The sequence below is a fragment of the Clostridium nigeriense genome (assembly GCF_900086595.1).
Taxonomy (GTDB): domain Bacteria; phylum Bacillota; class Clostridia; order Clostridiales; family Clostridiaceae; genus Clostridium; species Clostridium nigeriense.
The window spans coordinates 117,068-136,916 of the sequence record NZ_LT575472.1 but is presented as its reverse complement, the minus strand read 5'-3'; the positions used below and the strand labels follow the sequence as shown (position 1 = coordinate 136,916).

Annotated in this window: 21 protein-coding genes; 19 read left to right on the top strand and 2 right to left on the bottom strand. The window is 26.4% G+C overall.

Annotated elements, in window-relative coordinates; translation table 11 throughout:
- The 7 genes from BN6774_RS00675 (at position 1) to hisS (ending at position 7,447) form a co-directional block, all read left to right on the top strand.
- On the top strand, positions 1 to 1,011 hold the full coding sequence (locus BN6774_RS00675) for a sensor domain-containing diguanylate cyclase (RefSeq protein ID WP_066889224.1): 1,011 nt from the start codon (positions 1 to 3) through the stop codon (positions 1,009 to 1,011).
- A gap of 94 nt (positions 1,012 to 1,105) precedes the next feature.
- Positions 1,106 to 2,029 (top strand): MerR family transcriptional regulator, encoded by a 924-nt coding sequence (locus tag BN6774_RS00670; RefSeq protein WP_066889223.1) that lies wholly within the window; start codon positions 1,106 to 1,108, stop codon positions 2,027 to 2,029.
- A gap of 206 nt (positions 2,030 to 2,235) precedes the next feature.
- Positions 2,236 to 3,048 carry an ABC transporter permease gene (locus BN6774_RS00665; RefSeq protein ID WP_066889221.1) on the top strand — a complete coding sequence of 271 codons (813 nt, stop codon included), beginning with the start codon at positions 2,236 to 2,238 and terminating at the stop codon, positions 3,046 to 3,048.
- A gap of 9 nt (positions 3,049 to 3,057) precedes the next feature.
- Complete coding sequence (locus BN6774_RS00660) at positions 3,058 to 4,041, top strand: ABC transporter ATP-binding protein (protein ID WP_066889219.1); 984 nt, start codon at positions 3,058 to 3,060, stop codon at positions 4,039 to 4,041.
- Between the two features lie 23 nt (positions 4,042 to 4,064).
- Positions 4,065 to 4,874 carry an ABC transporter permease gene (locus tag BN6774_RS00655; protein WP_066889217.1) on the top strand — a complete coding sequence of 270 codons (810 nt, stop codon included), beginning with the start codon at positions 4,065 to 4,067 and terminating at the stop codon, positions 4,872 to 4,874.
- 21 nt (positions 4,875 to 4,895) lie between these two features.
- The gene (locus BN6774_RS00650; protein WP_066889216.1) at positions 4,896 to 5,852 is read left to right on the top strand and encodes an ArsR/SmtB family transcription factor; all 957 of its coding nucleotides are present in this window, start codon (positions 4,896 to 4,898) and stop codon (positions 5,850 to 5,852) included.
- A 308-nt stretch (positions 5,853 to 6,160) separates the two neighbouring features.
- A complete protein-coding gene (gene hisS, locus BN6774_RS00645) occupies positions 6,161 to 7,447 on the top strand; it encodes a histidine--tRNA ligase (protein ID WP_066889214.1) in 1,287 nt (428 codons plus the stop codon).
- Positions 7,448 to 7,608: 161 nt separating this feature from the next.
- On the opposite strand, the gene BN6774_RS00640 is transcribed toward hisS, so the two are convergent.
- Positions 7,609 to 8,166, bottom strand: a complete 558-nt coding sequence (locus BN6774_RS00640; RefSeq protein ID WP_066889212.1) for a hypothetical protein — start codon at positions 8,164 to 8,166, stop codon at positions 7,609 to 7,611.
- Positions 8,167 to 8,562: 396 nt separating this feature from the next.
- Here BN6774_RS00640 and BN6774_RS00635 point away from each other — a divergent pair, with 396 nt between their 5' ends.
- Positions 8,563 to 9,087, top strand: a complete 525-nt coding sequence (locus BN6774_RS00635) for a DUF308 domain-containing protein (RefSeq protein WP_159426798.1) — start codon at positions 8,563 to 8,565, stop codon at positions 9,085 to 9,087.
- A 133-nt stretch (positions 9,088 to 9,220) separates the two neighbouring features.
- Positions 9,221 to 9,556, top strand: coding sequence for a rubredoxin-like domain-containing protein (locus BN6774_RS00630; RefSeq protein ID WP_066889208.1), 336 nt, complete (start codon positions 9,221 to 9,223; stop codon positions 9,554 to 9,556).
- Between the two features lie 48 nt (positions 9,557 to 9,604).
- On the opposite strand, the gene BN6774_RS00625 is transcribed toward BN6774_RS00630, so the two are convergent.
- On the bottom strand, positions 9,605 to 11,551 hold the full coding sequence (locus BN6774_RS00625; protein ID WP_159426797.1) for an FUSC family protein: 1,947 nt from the start codon (positions 11,549 to 11,551) through the stop codon (positions 9,605 to 9,607).
- Positions 11,552 to 11,783: 232 nt separating this feature from the next.
- On the opposite strand from BN6774_RS00625, the gene asrA reads away from it, so the two are divergent.
- From asrA to BN6774_RS00570, 10 genes are all read left to right on the top strand, one after another.
- Positions 11,784 to 12,836, top strand: a complete 1,053-nt coding sequence (gene asrA, locus BN6774_RS00620; protein WP_066889204.1) for an anaerobic sulfite reductase subunit AsrA — start codon at positions 11,784 to 11,786, stop codon at positions 12,834 to 12,836.
- Complete coding sequence (asrB, locus tag BN6774_RS00615) at positions 12,826 to 13,641, top strand: anaerobic sulfite reductase subunit AsrB (RefSeq protein WP_066889202.1); 816 nt, start codon at positions 12,826 to 12,828, stop codon at positions 13,639 to 13,641. Before asrA ends, asrB begins: the two co-directional genes overlap by 11 nt.
- A gap of 13 nt (positions 13,642 to 13,654) precedes the next feature.
- Positions 13,655 to 14,692, top strand: a complete 1,038-nt coding sequence (gene asrC / locus BN6774_RS00610) for a sulfite reductase subunit C (RefSeq protein WP_066889197.1) — start codon at positions 13,655 to 13,657, stop codon at positions 14,690 to 14,692.
- Between the two features lie 847 nt (positions 14,693 to 15,539).
- Positions 15,540 to 15,692: a zinc-ribbon domain-containing protein gene (locus BN6774_RS00600; RefSeq protein WP_008677353.1), complete on the top strand. Its 153-nt coding sequence runs from the start codon at positions 15,540 to 15,542 to the stop codon at positions 15,690 to 15,692.
- A 177-nt stretch (positions 15,693 to 15,869) separates the two neighbouring features.
- On the top strand, positions 15,870 to 16,691 hold the full coding sequence (locus BN6774_RS00595; RefSeq protein WP_066889199.1) for a hypothetical protein: 822 nt from the start codon (positions 15,870 to 15,872) through the stop codon (positions 16,689 to 16,691).
- Positions 16,692 to 16,915: 224 nt separating this feature from the next.
- The gene (locus BN6774_RS00590; protein ID WP_008677353.1) at positions 16,916 to 17,068 is read left to right on the top strand and encodes a zinc-ribbon domain-containing protein; all 153 of its coding nucleotides are present in this window, start codon (positions 16,916 to 16,918) and stop codon (positions 17,066 to 17,068) included.
- A gap of 177 nt (positions 17,069 to 17,245) precedes the next feature.
- Positions 17,246 to 18,067, top strand: a complete 822-nt coding sequence (locus tag BN6774_RS00585) for a hypothetical protein (protein WP_066889199.1) — start codon at positions 17,246 to 17,248, stop codon at positions 18,065 to 18,067.
- Between the two features lie 224 nt (positions 18,068 to 18,291).
- Entirely contained in the window at positions 18,292 to 18,444 is a 153-nt protein-coding gene (locus BN6774_RS00580) for a zinc-ribbon domain-containing protein (protein ID WP_008677353.1), read from the top strand.
- A gap of 177 nt (positions 18,445 to 18,621) precedes the next feature.
- Entirely contained in the window at positions 18,622 to 19,443 is an 822-nt protein-coding gene (locus BN6774_RS00575) for a hypothetical protein (protein WP_066889199.1), read from the top strand.
- A 224-nt stretch (positions 19,444 to 19,667) separates the two neighbouring features.
- Positions 19,668 to 19,820 (top strand): zinc-ribbon domain-containing protein, encoded by a 153-nt coding sequence (locus tag BN6774_RS00570; RefSeq protein WP_008677353.1) that lies wholly within the window; start codon positions 19,668 to 19,670, stop codon positions 19,818 to 19,820.
- Positions 19,821 to 19,849: the final 29 nt, after the last annotated feature.

Here is a 19,849-nt window from a genome sequence, read left to right as displayed (position 1 = left end):
TTGAATCAAAACAGTGTTAGTACAGATAAGCTACTTGAAATAATTAAATTACAAACTGAAGTAGCTCAACAGGGAATTGATATGGGTAACATTATGGATATAGTAGTAGAAAAAACTCAGGTTATTACTAATTCAGATGGTGCTTCAGTGGAATTAATTGAGAAAAGTGAATTAGTGTATAGCGCTGCTTCTGGAATAGCTGAGAAATTTTTAGGATTACGATTAGATATGGAAAATAGTCTTTCAGGAGAATGCATTAAGATGAGGGTTCCTTTAATTAGTAATGATATAGAAAGTGATAATAGAGTTAATAAAAATGCTTGTAGGCAAATTGGCATTAATTCTATGATTGTGATGCCATTAATTTGTAATAATATAGTAGTTGGAGTATTAAAGGTTCTTTCTGCTAAGGCAGAGCACTTTAATGAGGAAGATATTAAGATATTAGAGCTTATGTCAGGACTAATTGCAGCAGAGATGTTTAAGGCAATGAAAAATGATGATAGTGAGTTATTTTATAAAGCTACCCATGACAGTCTTACAGGAATATCAAATAGATCCTTATTCTATGACCGTTTAAGACAGAAGTTATCACGAGCTTTAAGAAAAAATGAGGAATTTGGAATTATTTCTCTTGATATGGACGGGCTAAAAGAGATTAATGATAATTATGGGCATAGGGCTGGGGATGCAGCAATTAAGGAACTTGCTTTTAGAATTAAGAGTTCAGTAGGGGAGCTAGATACAGTTTCTAGACTTGGGGGAGATGAGTTTGGAATTATTGTTGGTAATGTAGTTGATAGAAATAATATAACAGCATTAATTAATAATATAGACAATGAAATTACAAAACCCTTTGAATTTGAAAATTTTAAAATAAACCTTAGAGCTAGCATAGGCTATGCACATTTTAAGGAGGATGGCATTGATCTTGAAGTCTTAATTGAGAAAGCGGATAAATCAATGTATGAGGTTAAAAGAAAGCGTAAGGGAATAGGTAATATACGTTGATTTAGTGAATACATAAGAATTAAATTTAAATAATACAGTTTATATTGACTAGACCCTAGGGGCTTAGATTAGCATATAAGAGAGAGGTGATTATATGTTAATAAATGAAGTTTGTAATATAACAGGATTAACGAAGAAAGCAATTTCTTACTATGAAAAACAAGGTCTAATACGGCCGATAAAGGCTAGTAATGGATACAGAGATTACTCCAAAGAGGATATAAACTTATTAAATGAAATATCTTTATATAGAAAATTAGACATATCTATAAATGATATTAAGATAATAGTAAGTAGTACTGATAAAAAACATGTTCTTAATAAAATTATTGACGATAAAAAGAAAAGAGAAGCTAAATTAAAGATAGAAAAAATATATCTAGAAAAGCTTATAAATAATAATTTTGATAAAGAATCAATAAGAGAATTAAATGAAGAAATAATGAATATTGAAAAAAGTAATGGAGAGTTTATTAAAAGGGAAATGGTTAGGGCTTTTCCAAGCGGTTTAGGAAAGTATTTATCACATCATTTTTCACCTTATTTAAATGAGCCTCTGGATACATTAGAAAAGTATAACGCTTGGATTAGAATAGTTGAATTTTTAGATAGTATTCCAGAAATAAAGGTACCTAAATTTATTGAAATGAGTTATGAAAATATAACAGATGAAATGCAAAAACAAATAAATGATAATGTTAAAGATGAAATGAATAGATTGTTTAGTGCAACAAAAGATGAGTTAGAGGATTATAAGAAAACTTTAGTAGATAGAATAGAAAAGCAAAATAGTAAATCATTATTAAAGATAATGACACCATTTTATAAATTTAAAAAGCAAATAAATGAATTTTTTAGTAGTAGTGGATATTATGATATATTAATACCGAATATGAAAATATTAAGTAGTGAGTATAGAGAATATCATAATAATCTTATGGAACTAAATAATAAGTTATCTAAAGAGTTAGGTATTAAGTATGATGAAAATATGCGTATAGTAATAGATAACAAATAGAAATACAAATTATCAGTATCTGAGAAAACACAGCTCTTACCTATAGTAAATAGGTAAGAGTTTTTTTATATAAGTTTAAAATATAACTATTCATTAACAATTATTGACAAGAAAGATTTGGTGGGATATAATTCCATAGCCTTAAGAAAAAGAGAGTTTTGATTAACTAAATAGTTAATTAAAATTACAATAAAGGGAGGGGTATTATGGAATGGAGAATATTAAAAGCCACATTTAAAAGAAATCTAATTATTAATTTAAGAGCATATCCAAAGGATTTCTTTATAGGGAACTTGCTAACAGGTGTATATACTGTAATTTCTGCTTTGTTTATGTACAAGATGCTTTTTGATGGTAATATAACGGAAGAATTTATACAGTACACAAGCACTGGGGATTATATGGGATATATAATTTTAGGAAGTTTAACATATCTATTTGCTGTTAGGACATGTCTAAATGTAAGTAGGAGCCTTATTACAGAATTAAGAGAAGGAACATTAGAAAGCTTAATGATAGCACCCTTCAAAAGAATAGAGTATTTCTTAGGAAATATGCTACATCAAACTTTAGCTACATCTTTTGAAATAATGGTATCTGTTATTATTGCGATTCCTTTTGGATTAACCTTTAAAAATATGAATTTTATATCATTTCTATTAGTTTTTATCATTGCTTTATTTGGATTTTTTAGCTTATCTTTAGTTCTTGCAGCATTAATGCTTTATACGAGAGATACCTATATATCTCAAAATACCTTATTTGTAGGGATGTTGCTTTTATGTGGTATTACTTTTCCAATAGATTATCTGCCATATCCTTTAAGGATATTGGGTGAGTTAATTCCTGTAACGGAAATTTCTAATTTGATTAGGGGAGCAACCTTACTAGGACAGGGAATAGAAGAACAAATACCAAGAATTATTTATGTAGTTTTATTAAGTTTATTTTATTTATTAATTGGGTTTAAATCATTTAAGTATGTAGAGAAAATTGCATTAGAAAAAATACAAGGATAGGTGAGAAGTATGATAGAGGCAAAAAATTTAAAGAAGGTTTACGAAACTAAAGTATCTAAAGGATTATTTAATAAGAAAAAGACCTTGATTACTGCAGTAAATGATGTATCTATAAGAATAAACAAAGGTGAAATTATAGGATTTTTGGGTATTAATGGAGCGGGAAAAACAACAACTATAAAAATGCTAACCACATTAATATCACCAACGGAAGGAAGTTATTATGTAGATGGTATAGATGCTATTAAAAATCCTATGGTCATTAAAAAGAAAATAAATATGGTAGCTGGTGGAGAAAGAATGATTTATTGGAGGCTTACAGCTTATGAAAATCTTTGGTATTATGGGAGCCTTTATGGATTAGATTCTAAATTATTAGAGAAAAGAATAGATGAGCTACTAAAGTTAGTGGGACTATATGATAATAAAGATAAAAAGGTTGAAGAGTTTTCAAAGGGAATGAAGCAAAGATTACAAATAGCCAGAGGATTAATAAATGATCCAGAATATCTTTTTATGGATGAGCCAACTTTAGGATTAGATGCAATAGTTTCAAAGGAACTTAGGAAGCATATAAAATCTTTAGCTAAAGAAAAAAATAAGGGAATATTATTAACCTCTCATTATATGGAGGAGGTAGAAGAGCTTTGTGATTATATCTATATATTAGATAAGGGAAATATAATAAATCAGGGAACAGCAAAGGAATTAGCTAAAGATACCTTTTCACATATAAACTTAAAATTATCTTTATATAATGAGGATTATAACTTTACGGAATATCTATTAAAAAAATTACAAGAGGAAGATGATAAGGTTAAAATAACTGTAAAAGAAGGCTATTACAATATAGAATCAAGAAAGGATCTAAGAGCAGAAATATCAGAATTTTGTAATGAAAATAAGATATTAATTAAAGAAATCTTTCAGATAGAACCAAGGCTAGAAGATATAATAATTAAATTATCCAATACTAGAAAGGTACTTAATTAATTTAAGAAAGAGTGGTTTATATTATGAAGGAGTTTTTTAAAGTAGTAAAGGCAGAATGTAAGAAACAACATTTAAATTATTTTCATAGTAAAATAATTTATGTATCATTATTTATATGGCCTGTTTTAAATTTTATAACTAGTTATTATAGTTTTAAACCTTTTAAGATAATAAATAGTAAAATACCTTATTTAAATGAAGAAAATATTATTATATATCTTTTATTAGGATATATGACTATGAGTTTATTTAGAAGTTTAGTTCAATCAGCTTGGAACTTTTCTTTCGAGAGAATAAGTGGTACATTAGAGTTAATATATTTATCCCCAGCTTCTAGACAAGCTGTTATACTAGGTAATGCAATGTCATCACTTTTTGAAAGTGTAGTAGTTATGGTATGTTTTTCTATTGGAGTTATTATATTTAAAAAGGAAGTTTTAAATATAAATTATTTAGGATTAATAATAGTTTTATTAATTACTTTGATAATGGCTGTACTATGGGGAATGCTTTTAAATTCATTGTTTTTATTTTCAAGAGATTCAGGATTTTTATTTACCATACTAGAAGAGCCCATGGAGATTTTTTCAGGGGTAAAAGTTCCAGTAGTGGTATTTCCTATTTGGGCAAAGGCTATTAGTGTTGTTTTTCCATTAACATATGCTATAGAAGGAGTTAGAAAGGTAATATTGAGTGGTGGTAGCAGTATATATTTAGGTAATTTTATCATAATAGGAGTTGCTATAATAATTATTGAATATACAGCTTCAGTAACCATTATTAAAATCGTTGAAAAGCATAGTAGAAAAACAGGAAACTTTACTTATTTTTAAATAAAAGGATGTTGATTAATTATGAGGGTAGATGCAATTTATGAAAAGGGAATAGTTGTTGAATTTGTATATTCACCATTATTTGAAATGTTTTGTGCATTACATGTGCTTTCAAATAGTCAGCATCATATACATAGAGAGAAATGGGTAGAAAAAATAAAGACTTTAATGACGGAAAATATGAAAAAGGATATTAATAAATTTTCTTTAATTACAGATGAATATTTAATAATAATGGATTTTTGCAATGATTTTAAAGAGTGCTCAGATTTAAATATAATAAGTGCATTAGATTTTCTTGAAGATGTGCCTTTGTATAAGATAAATGGAGTATTTAAAAACTACAATAAAAGAATAACAAACATATATTATAAAGAACTCTTAAGATTTCTAAGAAATTTTTATATTGAGATTTTTCAAAGTGAGTTAAAGTATATAGAACCAATTATTATTAGGGAATTAAAGAGAAAATTAACTTTAGGAAAAGATAAGGGAATTTTTTATCTTACAGATAGTATTCATAGTAGAATAGAGGTTCTGGAAGATGAAATAGTATTTTATAAGTTTAAGGAGTTTAGAGTAAAGTTAGTAGATTTAAAGTATATAAATATTAATGTTTCTACTTTTATAAGCCCACATTTACTTTTAGGAAAAGATAAACATAGCATTAATTTAACTGCCTTAATAGAGTTAGATAATAATGAAGATAAGTGCCCTAAAGATTTAGAAAGGAAGCTTAAGGCTTTAGGGGATGCCACACGGCTTAGGATATTAAGTGAAATAAATCCTATAGGGAAAAGTACTCAAGAATTAAGTGTTATATTAAATATATCGGAAGCAGCAGTATCTAAAGCTTTAAAGTTATTGTTAGAAGCAAAATTAGTAAGTAAGGTAAGAAGGGGTAACTATATAATATACTCATTAAACTCTATAGAAATTGATTATTTACCGTACAATATTTATGAATATATAAATTAGAGTTATTATTTAGGAAAAATAATAGTATATAATTGAAAAGTATATAAGAGTAATATATAATACTAAGAAATATAGTTTTTTGGAGGATGTTTATGTTTATACTTAATATTGTTAAAGAAAATTTAATTCATCATCATTACTAGAGACTTGGTCTGTTTAAAATCAGATACAAGTCTATTGGAGTTAGGCTTGTATCTCTGGTAATGATAAATTAAGTGTAACCATAATTTATTTAAGCCATGTGGGATATATGCCTACATGGCTTTTTGTTATATAAAAAAATAATATTATTATAGGAGTGATTTAATATGAAGAAAAATATAATAAAACCAAGCATACTACCAGGTTTTATGGAGTTATTACCAAGAGAGCAGCAAATATTTAATGATATAGTATCAAAGATATCAAAGGTATATGAAGATAATGGGTGTTTAGCAATAGATACGCCAATAATAGAAAAGGCTGAAGTGTTATTGGCGAAGACTGGTGGTGAAACGGAAAAGCAAGTATATAGTTTTGAAAAGGGAAAGAATAAGCTAGCTTTAAGATTTGATTTAACGGTACCTTTCGCTAGATATGTGGCACAATATTATAATGATATGGTTTTTCCATTTAGAAGGTATCAAATAGGTAAAGTTTATAGAGGAGAAAGAAATCAAAGGGGAAGGTATAGAGAATTTTATCAATGTGATGTAGATGTTATTGGCAAAGAAAAATTAAGTATAGAGAATGATGCTTGGGTTATAAGTTTGGCTTCTAAAGCTTTTAAAGCAATAGGTCTAGAAAAATACAGATTTCAAATAAGCAATAGAAAGATATTAAAGGGATTATTAGAAGAATTAGAAGTAGAGAATGTTAATGAAGTTATGATATTAATAGATAAATATGAAAAGATAGGAAAAGATATATTTTCAAGAGAGTTAGAAGCTATTATAGGCTTTGAAAAATGTAAATATATTAATGAAATATTAGATATAAGTGGAAGTAGTAAAAATATAAAAGAGCAACTATTAAGTCTTAGAATTAAAAACAAATACTTTATTGAAGGGGTAGATGAGTTAAGTAAAGTATGTAGTATATTATCAATACTAGGTGTAGAAGAGAATGAATTTAAAATAAACTTAAAAATTATAAGAGGATTAGATTATTATACTGGAACAGTATTTGAAACAATATTAGAGGGAAATGAAAGTTTGGGTTCTATATGTTCAGGGGGGCGATATGATAATTTAGCTGAAAACTATACTAACAATATATTACCTGGAGTTGGTATATCAATAGGATTAACTAGGTTATTTTTTGTATTAAAGGAGATAGGATTTATAGATAATTATAAATTTAAAAAGAGCATAGATTATTTGATATTACCTATAGGTGATACAATAGAGTATTGCTGTAAGGTGATGAAAGATTTACAAGGAAAAGGCTATGCAGCATCTATATATTTTGAAGATGAGTCATTAAAGAAAAAAATGAATTATGCTAATAAAATAGGTGTAGAGAATATTGTGATAATTGGAGAAGAAGAAGTTGCTTTAAATAAGGTAAAAATAAAAAGTATGACTTTAGGGAGTGAAAGTATTATGAGTATTTAGAGGCAAATTAAGAGTTTTATAATAAAAAATAGTATAAATAGAATCAATCTATTTATACTATTTTTTATAATTTAATATTGATATTTTTATAGTATATAAAAATATAGTACCTCTTTCTTTCAATTAACTATAAGTTTTGTGACTTTTTATTTTGGATTCAATTATAACGTGTCTAATATATTTGATCTATGTTTACTATAAGATGTTAAGGCATAAGCTTTTAATCTTTTAATAGATTTTGTTTGATTATTTTTATTTCCTTTTAAAAAATTTCTATCAATCCATTTTTTTGTAGATAATGAATTAAGTATTGATGGAGCTGAAGATAAATTCATATTATAAATAAATTTATCAAGAGAAATACTGTGAGGAGAATAGGAAATATTATTGGAGCTATTTTTTTTATATTTTAAATTTTCATTTAAAAGCATTTTAAAATTATTTTTAGGAAAATTATTTGGTGAATAATTTTCTAAAAATATAATACCATCGGAATAAGTAGATAAATTGTTATTTATAGATAAATTAAAGCTTTTATTTGATTTGATGATAGGTAATCTATTTATATTATATTGGTTCAATAGATTAAAATTGGGGCTTGAATGTAACTCATCTACATCAATATTACTAAAAGTATCATTTTTTAATTGAGTATTCTTATGTGATTTAAAGGAATTGTATAATTTTAATTTACCAAAATGGCAAAGTAAATAGTTCATTGTACCATCTCCTATGCTTTACAGATTTCAAATATTGATTATATTTAGATATATTTTAATTATAAATCCGTTTTATTTTCGTATAAAAATTATACAAATATTATAACACAAGAAATTTAAGTAATAAAAATATTTTTTATATTTTTATCTAATGAACCAAATATGTGTATGAGTAAAATAGATGGAAATACTTTTTTATTTGAATGATAAGCTTATATACGTTGAAGCTAATTGGAGAGTAAGAGAGTATAAAAACACATAAGATTATGTCTGAGTTAACTTTAAAATTAAAAAGTAAGTTGATATAATTATAACAAGGTAATTTTAATAGAATTATTAGTAAAGTTTTGTAGCAATGATTTTAAGAGGACAATGGGATTTTTAAGGAGTGATAAATTGAAGTATAAAAAGTTAAACTATATAGAATCTATATTAATTGTAGTGAACGGATCAATTTGCTTAATATATGGAGATAAATTACTACCATTATTGCCAATAGTTTGTGGTGGAATATTATTAATAAAGGGGATTATTCAATTTATTGAAGGGGTTAAGGATAAGGATTATGCTAGTCTTGAAAAAAATAACTTGGAGAAATCTTTTATTTTAATTGCTATAGGATTAGGTGTTTTAATAAAAAGAAATGATGCATTATTTATAGTAGGAATGTTTTGGGGATTACATGGATTAGTAAAGGCTGCAAATTATTTAAATGTTGCATTATATAATTTTTTTAATAAGGATAAATGGATATCAATAATATTTAAAGCTCTCATAGAGTTTTGTTTATCCTTTGTTTTAGTGTTTGATCCCTTTGGAAAAATTGGACATCATATAATCATTTTAGGATTAGAGCTAATATTTGATGGAACTATGGAAATTATAAGTAAGGCTAAAAGTAAGAGTATAGAAATTATTTAAAAGCTAGATTTAAAACATAATAAATAATAATTATTATTAGTTGACAATATATATTAGAAGTTGTATTATATAAATATAGAAATTTCAGAAAAAAGAAAATAATAAAAATGTATAGATATAGGGAGAGTTAATTATGAAGAAGTTATTTAAATGTGTAGTTTGTGGATATGTACATGAAGGATTAGAAGCACCAGAGGTTTGTCCAAAGTGTAATTTAGGAAAAGAAAAATTTGTTGAGCTTAGCAGTGAAGAAGCTGAAAAAATTTATGCTTCAGATAGAACTAATAGCATACATGCAGAAATGATTGTATTAGCAGATAAAATCGCAAAACTTGCAAAAGAAGGTATAGAAATTAATCTTGATCCAAAATGTGTAAATGGTTTTGAAAAAGCTAAAAATGAAGCATGGGTTATCAAGCAAAGATGCAAGGCAGAACTTGCAGGACATATGGCTAACGGAAAGTGGTAAGATAAAAATAGCTATATATTGTATTAATACAATATATAGCTATTTTTATTATGAACTTAACTTTTTCTTTGAAATATAATATAACTCATTCATTTTATCTATACATCTATTTAAATGATCAGTTATATAAATACTATCAGATATAACTCCACGCTTTTGAATATCATCCAATGAAATACTGTTCAAAGGTTTATTATTATTTATAGTGCTTTCTATTATATCTAGTATTCTATTCATATTACCAGTTAAAATATAAAGCTCATCTTTATTGATTCTATTCTTATCCATAACTTCAATAATACTAATTATATGTTCAATTTCAATTATAAACTGACTGTTTACTTGTAAATATTTTTTTATATCAATATTCATATCTAGAGAATTAGAATGTAATTGGATTTTATTATTAACAAGATTAACTTTAAGTAATATTTCTCTTATTATATTGCTATCATTGGAACCATTTAAAAGATTATTCAATTCCCTTATAAGAGCTCTATCCAATCGAATGAGTTTATTAAACCAGTTTACTACCTCTTTAGAGTTGTTTGATTGAAGCATAAATCTATTAGCTAATAATGCTACTCCTGCCGAAATAAATACATACAAAAGCCTTAATATAATTGTTTCTTCAGTTCCCATAGTTAAACTTGCTATAGATAATGAAGAGCAAGTAATATATATGGAAATTGATACGTAATTATTCATAGAATAAATAAGTAGGTTGGATAAAGCCATTATTATCATATGCGCTGTTCTTGTTTTAAATATTGTAAATAATAAAAAAGATAAAATTATTCCTATTAATGTTCCTTTTAATCTGCTAACAACCTTTTTTAAACTATCTTCATAGAAAGGTATTATTAAAACAAATATATTTAGAGGAAGCCAATACCCCTTAGGTAAATTTAAAAATTTTTCTAATGCAAATCCTAAAGAGACTACTATTGATAACCTTAATGCAAATCTAAGCTTAAATGAATTTAACGTAAAGTGGTCTATAAGTCTTCCTAGAGGTCTAGATTTACTTGGAATTATCCATTCTTTATGAATTAAGTTACTTTTATTTACAAAGTCTTCTGAAAAATAATCTAAGATTGATGCAAGTAAATTAATTATATAGATAAGATAATTTTCTAAATAATTATCAGTTATTCTATAATTACTAGTAAATTTAATTAATCCTTCAACATATTCATCATTATTTCCTAAATAAAAGTCTTTTGGAATATTTTCAATTATATTAATTAGTTCCTTTAAACAAGATATATTTTCTTCTATTTCTAAAATGTTTTTATTCTTAACAAATTCATCTATAAAAATATTGAAGTGTTGAAATAAGGTAGAGAAGGGGAAATATCCTTGCCCACTAATTACTGTAAAATAGTTTCTACGCCTATTTTCATAAATTAAATTACTTATTTCTTTATTTATAATGAATATTTGTTCTTGATTCTTTGAAATATCATCAAATTTCCCATCTAGTAATAACTTTAGTTCATTTTTTATAATACTTAATCCAGAGAAGGTTAACTTGTTAAATCCTTCATATATTTTCTTCGGCGAAAAAAAACTAAACCCAATATAAACTACTGTGTTGGAATAAATAATTGCAATTAGTCTATAGGGTAATCTTTCTAAGGTTATAGGAAGAGATTGTAACAAAATAAATCCCATTACATAATGGAAGTAATCTGTATGATTGTACTCATCTGTTAATGTGTAAACTAATATAAAGCAAACTATAAGATTAACTAATATAGTTAAAGGTAAGTTTATTGTAGCTATAAAAGCTGTTAGAACAATAAAGAAGTGGATTAATAAATCCTTAAAGTACTCATTAATAGTATGAAATTTATTCACTTTCTTCTTAAAAGCCAGTGTCATATAAATTCCCATTATTGAGTTTTCTATTCCGAAAAATACTTGATTTGAAAAGAATATTATTAAAGATACCATTGTTTCAGGAAGTGCTTTAATACATCTAGAAATCATATTTTTAGAATACAATAGCATCACCACCCTTAATAAATTACTTTATTATTATACATTATTTCACCCTATTATCAAAATTTAGATAAATTAGAGTTAATTGGTCCATTCTATAATAGTCATAAATTTTTAACTTAAGTACTTACTAATTCCTAAATTATGATGGATTTTAGTAGAATAAAAAGGCACCAAGTTGTGAAAAATAAAACAACTACAAAATATAGGAGTTGATAACATGGGATATAAGTTAGAGGTAAAACAGTTTAATGATTTACTGAAGGCTTTAGAAAGTAAGTATGAAATATGGGGACCTAAAAGATTTGCTGGAAAAGGCAATTTTGCGGATACAGATTATATAAGATATGATACAGTTCATAATTTTGCTGATATTGAATTTAGAGAAAAGTCCAACTCATCAGCTAAGGAAGTTGTTTTTCCAATAACGCAGACAATACTTTATTTTAATGAAGATGAGTTTAAAGTACCTAAGGATAAATTTAAGGAAAAGTTAGTTATAGCAAGAGCTTGTGATATTACAGGAATACATAGGTTAGATACTCTATATTATAGAAATGGTGAACCAGATTTTTACTACAATAGATTAAGAAGCAAGGTTAATTTTATTATATTAGAATGTCCACATTCCTACAGAAATTGTTTTTGCGTTTCAATGGGAGGCAATAAAACTGATGATCATGTAATGGGAATGAAGGTAGATGAAAAAGATATATTTATAGAAGTTGATGAACAAAGTTTTCATAAGTTTTTTGATAGTTTAGGAATAGAAGAGGTGGATTACAATTTTCATTATGTAGATCAAAATGAAATTAAAGTTAATGTTCCACATGTAAAAGAAATACCTAGTGAAGTAGCAAATGATGAAAGAATTTGGGGAGATTATGAAAGGTGTATTAAGTGTGGTAGATGTAATTTAAATTGTCCAACATGTACTTGCTTTACAACTTCGGATTTATTTTATTCAGAAAATAAGAATGCAGGGGAGAAGAGAAGGATATGGACTAGTTGTCATTTTGATAGTTTTTCACTTATGGCTGGTGGTCATATGTTTAGAGAAACTAATATGGCAAAGGGAAGGTATCATGTTTTACATAAAGTATATGACTTTAAAAAACTTTTTGGAGAGGGAAATATGTGTGTAGGTTGTGGTAGATGTGAAGATACATGTCCTAAATACATTTCCTATATAGAAACAGTTAATAAATTAACTAAGGTTTTAGAAGAAGAGTATCCAGAAGTAGTAAGGGAGGTTCGAGTTAATGAAGAATAATGTGTTACCACAATATTATGAGTTAATTGAAATAATAGAACAAACTCCAATAGAGTATTTGTTTAAAGTAAAATATGATAAAGCTAGTGAAATAAATTATGGACAGTTTTTACAAGTGTCTATTCCGAAAGTTGGTGAAGCTCCTATTTCTGTAAGTGATTTTAATGTTGAAGACGGATATATAGAACTTTTAATACGAAAAGTTGGTAAGGTTACAGATGCTATATTTAATTTAAAATCAGGTGATAGAATAGGGTTAAGAGGTCCTTATGGAAATGGATTCCCTTTTGAAGAGTATGAAGGTAAAGAATTAATAATCATTGCAGGTGGATCTGGAGTAGCACCTGTTAGATCTATGATACAAAAAATTTGTAAAAATAGAAGTTTAGTTAAAGATATAGAGCTATTATTAGGATTTAAAGATAAAGAAGCAATATTATTTAAAGAGGATATTAACAAATGGAAAGAAGAAATGAATGTAGTTGTTACTTTAGATAAGGGTGAAGAAACAGAAGGAAACTATGTTGGATTAGTTACTCAACATTTAGATAAATTAAAGATATTACATAATAGGTCGCAAATTAATAATTTGAATATTGTAATAGTAGGGCCACCAGCAATGATGAAATTTACAGCTTTGGAAGTTAAAAAATATGATATTAAAGATGAAAATATATGGTTAAGTTTTGAGAGAAATATGAGTTGTGCAGTTGGTAAATGTGGTCACTGTAGAATAAATGAAACCTATGTATGTCTTAATGGCCCAATATTTAATTATAAAGAAGCAAAAAGTCTAGTTGACTAGGAGGTGAATTATTATGATAGGCAATTTAGATTTAGCAAAATTAAGAAATAATGAATATAGAGAATCCAAGGTTAGAGGAAATTTTATGGTAAGCATAAGAGTTCCAGGAAGTATTTTTCCTGCAAACCTATTACCAATAGTTCAAGAAATTGCGGAAAAATATGGTAGTGGGAAAATTCATATGCAGACAAGACAAAAGCTATCTATACCAGATATATTATATAAAGATATTAATAATGTGAATAAGTTATTAGCTCCTATAATACAAGAATTAGAAGTTAACATCTGTGGAATAGAGTTAGATACTGTGGATCAAGGATATGCAACTATTGGAGCTAGAAATATCATGAATTGTATAGGATCATATCATTGTACATATGCAAATATAGATACTATATCTCTTGCTAGGAAATTAGAAAAAGATATATATCCAAATGATTATCATATAAAGATTGCTGTGGCTGGATGTCCTAATGATTGTGCGAAGGCTAATTTTTGTGACTTTGGAATAATGGGAATATCTAAAATAGATTATGATTACGAAAGATGTATAGGGTGTGGTGCTTGTGTTAGAGAGTGTAAGCAACATGTTACAAACGCTTTGTATGGGGAAAATGGAAAAGCAGCAAAGCAAGTTGATAAATGTATAGGATGTGGTGCTTGTGTAAAGGTATGTCCAACTATGGCGTGGTCAAGAAATAATAAAAAATTTTATTGGGTAAAAGTAGGAGGAAGAACTGGAAAGCAGACACCAAGAGCAGGAAAGACTATGTTTATGTGGATTACAGAAGAACCACTACGACAAATAGTTAGAAATATTTTTAAGTTTCAAGAGTATATTCTTGATGGAAAACCAGTATATCGTCATTTTGGGCATCTTATTGATGAGTCATCCTATAGAGTTTTTAGAGATTTTATTTTAGGAACTAGCCCTAAGGCAAAAGAATTAAATGTTCCTAGAGTTATTTTAAATGATGAAGCTTTAGTAGCTGATAGAATATATTGGGATGAGGATGAAACGGTGGCTAGAATTCATTTGAAAAAATATTAGCAGAAGTCGATTTACGCGATTTATAATAGAAATACTGATTAGAAATTTAATTATTTTTAAAATTTTTTAAAAATTCATTGCAATATAATAAAATTCNATTTAACTTATCTATAGAAGGGTTGTTTGTTAGAGGGGGAATAAGTGTTGGTGATTTCTATATAAATGAAGATATAGTTTTTGGACCAGCTCTTTTAGATGCCCATATAACTGAAAGTAAGTTAGCTTGTTATCCAAGAATAATACTAGACAATAAAACTGTAGATAGATTACAAAAGTATATAAAAAATTATGAGTGTTATCCTCAACGTAATAAAATATTAATTGATAATGATGGACAATGGTTTTTAAATTATCTAACAACTATTTTTAAATATTATACTGAATGCGAAAATGAATACGAATTTGAAAAATTACAAATAGAGTTATTGTTAAGACATAAAATGAAGATTGAAGAAATGTTATCTATACATAAAGAAAATACAAATGTGTGGGACAAGTATGTGTGGACAGCTAATTATCATAATTATTTCTGTGATTTGAATTTTCCAAGAGAAAAGCAGTTAAAAATATCCCGTAAATCATTACTTTCATGGCCAAGGGAAATTTCTAATAATGATTTTTAAAGGCATATTACGAGTCGATATATGCGATTATCAAAAATAATATTGGTTAGAAATTTAATTATTTTTAAAATTTTTTAAAAATTCATTGCAATATAATAATACATGTGTTATTATAAATAAGTAGCCAAGAGCTAACAAAAAAAGTTTCAAATTCAGGTAAATAGTTTCTCAAAAGTTAGAGATTATATATCAATTTAGAATCTTTAATTTTAGGAGGAATATTTATGACAGATAAGACAATAACATGCAGAGATTGCGGAAGTGAATTCATATTTTCAGTAGGAGAGCAAGAATTCTACAAGGAAAAAGGATTCGATAATGAGCCAACAAGATGTATATCTTGTAGAAGAGCTAAAAAAGAACAAAATAGAAGATAATTTTAGATTGTTATAAGACTATAGTTTAAACTATAGTCTTTTTTGATTTTAGGAGAGTTCGTAGACATTTAAAAATTAAATTTATATACTCACTAGACCATTTAAAAATTTTAGTATGTAGAAATTTAATTTTTAAGGTGCTAAAATATTTAATAGTCAAAGTAAGGATGTGATAATATGAATAAGCAAAAGTATAATCAAGATAATCCAATGCTTGTTAACTCTGTAGTATGTGCTATAGATATATTAGGATTTTCAGAAATGATAGTTAATTCTTGTAAAAATGGCTATGGGGATAAACTGCTAAGAGAAGTTAGCCATCTTATAAATAAAAATAAGCAATGTATAATTCCTAATAAGTACAGCCAAGGAAAAATAAAAATATATACCGATAATATGATCGTTGGATATCCTATAAAGGGAGATGGTCAAGAAGAGTTATATGAGATACTAGAGAATGTATCTGAATATCAATTTAACTTATCTATAGAAGGGTTGTTTGTTAGAGGGGGAATAAGTGTTGGTGATTTCTATATAAATGAAGATATAGTTTTTGGACCAGCTCTTTTAGATGCCCATATAACTGAAAGTAAGTTAGCTTGTTATCCAAGAATAATACTAGACAATAAAACTGTAGATAGATTACAAAAGTATATAAAAAATTATGAGTGTTATCCTCAACGTAATAAAATATTAATTGATAATGATGGACAATGGTTTTTAAATTATCTAACAACTATTTTTAAATATTATACTGAATGCGAAAATGAATACGAATTTGAAAAATTACAAATAGAGTTATTGTTAAGACATAAAATGAAGATTGAAGAAATGTTATCTATACATAAAGAAAATACAAATGTGTGGGACAAGTATGTGTGGACAGCTAATTATCATAATTATTTCTGTGATTTGAATTTTCCAAGAGAAAAGCAGTTAAAAATATCCCGTAAATCATTACTTTCATGGCCAAGGGAAATTTCTAATAATGATTTTTAAAGGCATATTACGAGTCGATATATGCGATTATCAAAAATAATATTGGTTAGAAATTTAATTATTTTTAAAATTTTTTAAAAATTCATTGCAATATAATAATACATGTGTTATTATAAATAAGTAGCCAAGAGCTAACAAAAAAAGTTTCAAATTCAGGTAAATAGTTTCTCAAAAGTTAGAGATTATATATCAATTTAGAATCTTTAATTTTAGGAGGAATATTTATGACAGATAAGACAATAACATGCAGAGATTGCGGAAGTGAATTCATATTTTCAGTAGGAGAGCAAGAATTCTACAAGGAAAAAGGATTCGATAATGAGCCAACAAGATGTATATCTTGTAGAAGAGCTAAAAAAGAACAAAATAGAAGATAATTTTAGATTGTTATAAGACTATAGTTTAAACTATAGTCTTTTTTGATTTTAGGAGAGTTCGTAGACATTTAAAAATTAAATTTATATACTCACTAGACCATTTAAAAATTTTAGTATGTAGAAATTTAATTTTTAAGGTGCTAAAATATTTAATAGTCAAAGTAAGGATGTGATAATATGAATAAGCAAAAGTATAATCAAGATAATCCAATGCTTGTTAACTCTGTAGTATGTGCTATAGATATATTAGGATTTTCAGAAATGATAGTTAATTCTTGTAAAAATGGCTATGGGGATAAACTGCTAAGAGAAGTTAGCCATCTTATAAATAAAAATAAGCAATGTATAATTCCTAATAAGTACAGCCAAGGAAAAATAAAAATATATACCGATAATATGATCGTTGGATATCCTATAAAGGGAGATGGTCAAGAAGAGTTATATGAGATACTAGAGAATGTATCTGAATATCAATTTAACTTATCTATAGAAGGGTTGTTTGTTAGAGGGGGAATAAGTGTTGGTGATTTCTATATAAATGAAGATATAGTTTTTGGACCAGCTCTTTTAGATGCCCATATAACTGAAAGTAAGTTAGCTTGTTATCCAAGAATAATACTAGACAATAAAACTGTAGATAGATTACAAAAGTATATAAAAAATTATGAGTGTTATCCTCAACGTAATAAAATATTAATTGATAATGATGGACAATGGTTTTTAAATTATCTAACAACTATTTTTAAATATTATACTGAATGCGAAAATGAATACGAATTTGAAAAATTACAAATAGAGTTATTGTTAAGACATAAAATGAAGATTGAAGAAATGTTATCTATACATAAAGAAAATACAAATGTGTGGGACAAGTATGTGTGGACAGCTAATTATCATAATTATTTCTGTGATTTGAATTTTCCAAGAGAAAAGCAGTTAAAAATATCCCGTAAATCATTACTTTCATGGCCAAGGGAAATTTCTAATAATGATTTTTAAAGGCATATTACGAGTCGATATATGCGATTATCAAAAATAATATTGGTTAGAAATTTAATTATTTTTAAAATTTTTTAAAAATTCATTGCAATATAATAATACATGTGTTATTATAAATAAGTAGCCAAGAGCTAACAAAAAAAGTTTCAAATTCAGGTAAATAGTTTCTCAAAAGTTAGAGATTATATATCAATTTAGAATCTTTAATTTTAGGAGGAATATTTATGACAGATAAGACAATAACATGCAGAGATTGCGGAAGTGAATTCATATTTTCAGTAGGAGAGCAAGAATTCTACAAGGAAAAAGGATTCGATAATGAGCCAACAAGATGTATATCTTGTAGAAGAGCTAAAAAAGAACAAAATAGAAGATAATTTTAGATTGTTATAAGACTATAGTTTAAACTATAGTCTTTTTTGATTTTAGGAGAGTTCGTAGACATTTAAAAATTAAATTTATATACTCACTAGACCATTTAAAAATTTTAGTATGTAGAAATTTAATTTTTAAGGTGCTAAAATATTTAATAGTCAAAGTAAGGATGTGATAATATGAATAAGCAAAAGTATAATCAAGATAATCCAATGCTTGTTAACTCTGTAGTATGTGCTATAGATATATTAGGATTTTCAGAAATGATAGTTAATTCTTGTAAAAATGGCTATGGGGATAAACTGCTAAGAGAAGTTAGCCATCTTATAAATAAAAATAAGCAATGTATAATTCCTAATAAGTACAGCCAAGGAAAAATAAAAATATATACCGATAATATGATCGTTGGATATCCTATAAAGGGAGATGGTCAAGAAGAGTTATATGAGATACTAGAGAATGTATCTGAATATCAATTTAACTTATCTATAGAAGGGTTGTTTGTTAGAGGGGGAATAAGTGTTGGTGATTTCTATATAAATGAAGATATAGTTTTTGGACCAGCTCTTTTAGATGCCCATATAACTGAAAGTAAGTTAGCTTGTTATCCAAGAATAATACTAGACAATAAAACTGTAGATAGATTACAAAAGTATATAAAAAATTATGAGTGTTATCCTCAACGTAATAAAATATTAATTGATAATGATGGACAATGGTTTTTAAATTATCTAACAACTATTTTTAAATATTATACTGAATGCGAAAATGAATACGAATTTGAAAAATTACAAATAGAGTTATTGTTAAGACATAAAATGAAGATTGAAGAAATGTTATCTATACATAAAGAAAATACAAATGTGTGGGACAAGTATGTGTGGACAGCTAATTATCATAATTATTTCTGTGATTTGAATTTTCCAAGAGAAAAGCAGTTAAAAATATCCCGTAAATCATTACTTTCATGGCCAAGGGAAATTTCTAATAATGATTTTTAAAGGCATATTACGAGTCGATATATGCGATTATCAAAAATAATATTGGTTAGAAATTTAATTATTTTTAAAATTTTTTAAAAATTCATTGCAATATAATAATACATGTGTTATTATAAATAAGTAGCCAAGAGCTAACAAAAAAAGTTTCAAATTCAGGTAAATAGTTTCTCAAAAGTTAGAGATTATATATCAATTTAGAATCTTTAATTTTAGGAGGAATATTTATGACAGATAAGACAATAACATGCAGAGATTGCGGAAGTGAATTCATATTTTCAGTAGGAGAGCAAGAATTCTACAAGGAAAAAGGATTCGATAATGAGCCAACAAGATGTATATCTTGTAGAAGAGCTAAAAAAGAACAAAATAGAAGATAATTTTAGATTGTTATAAGACTATAGTTTAA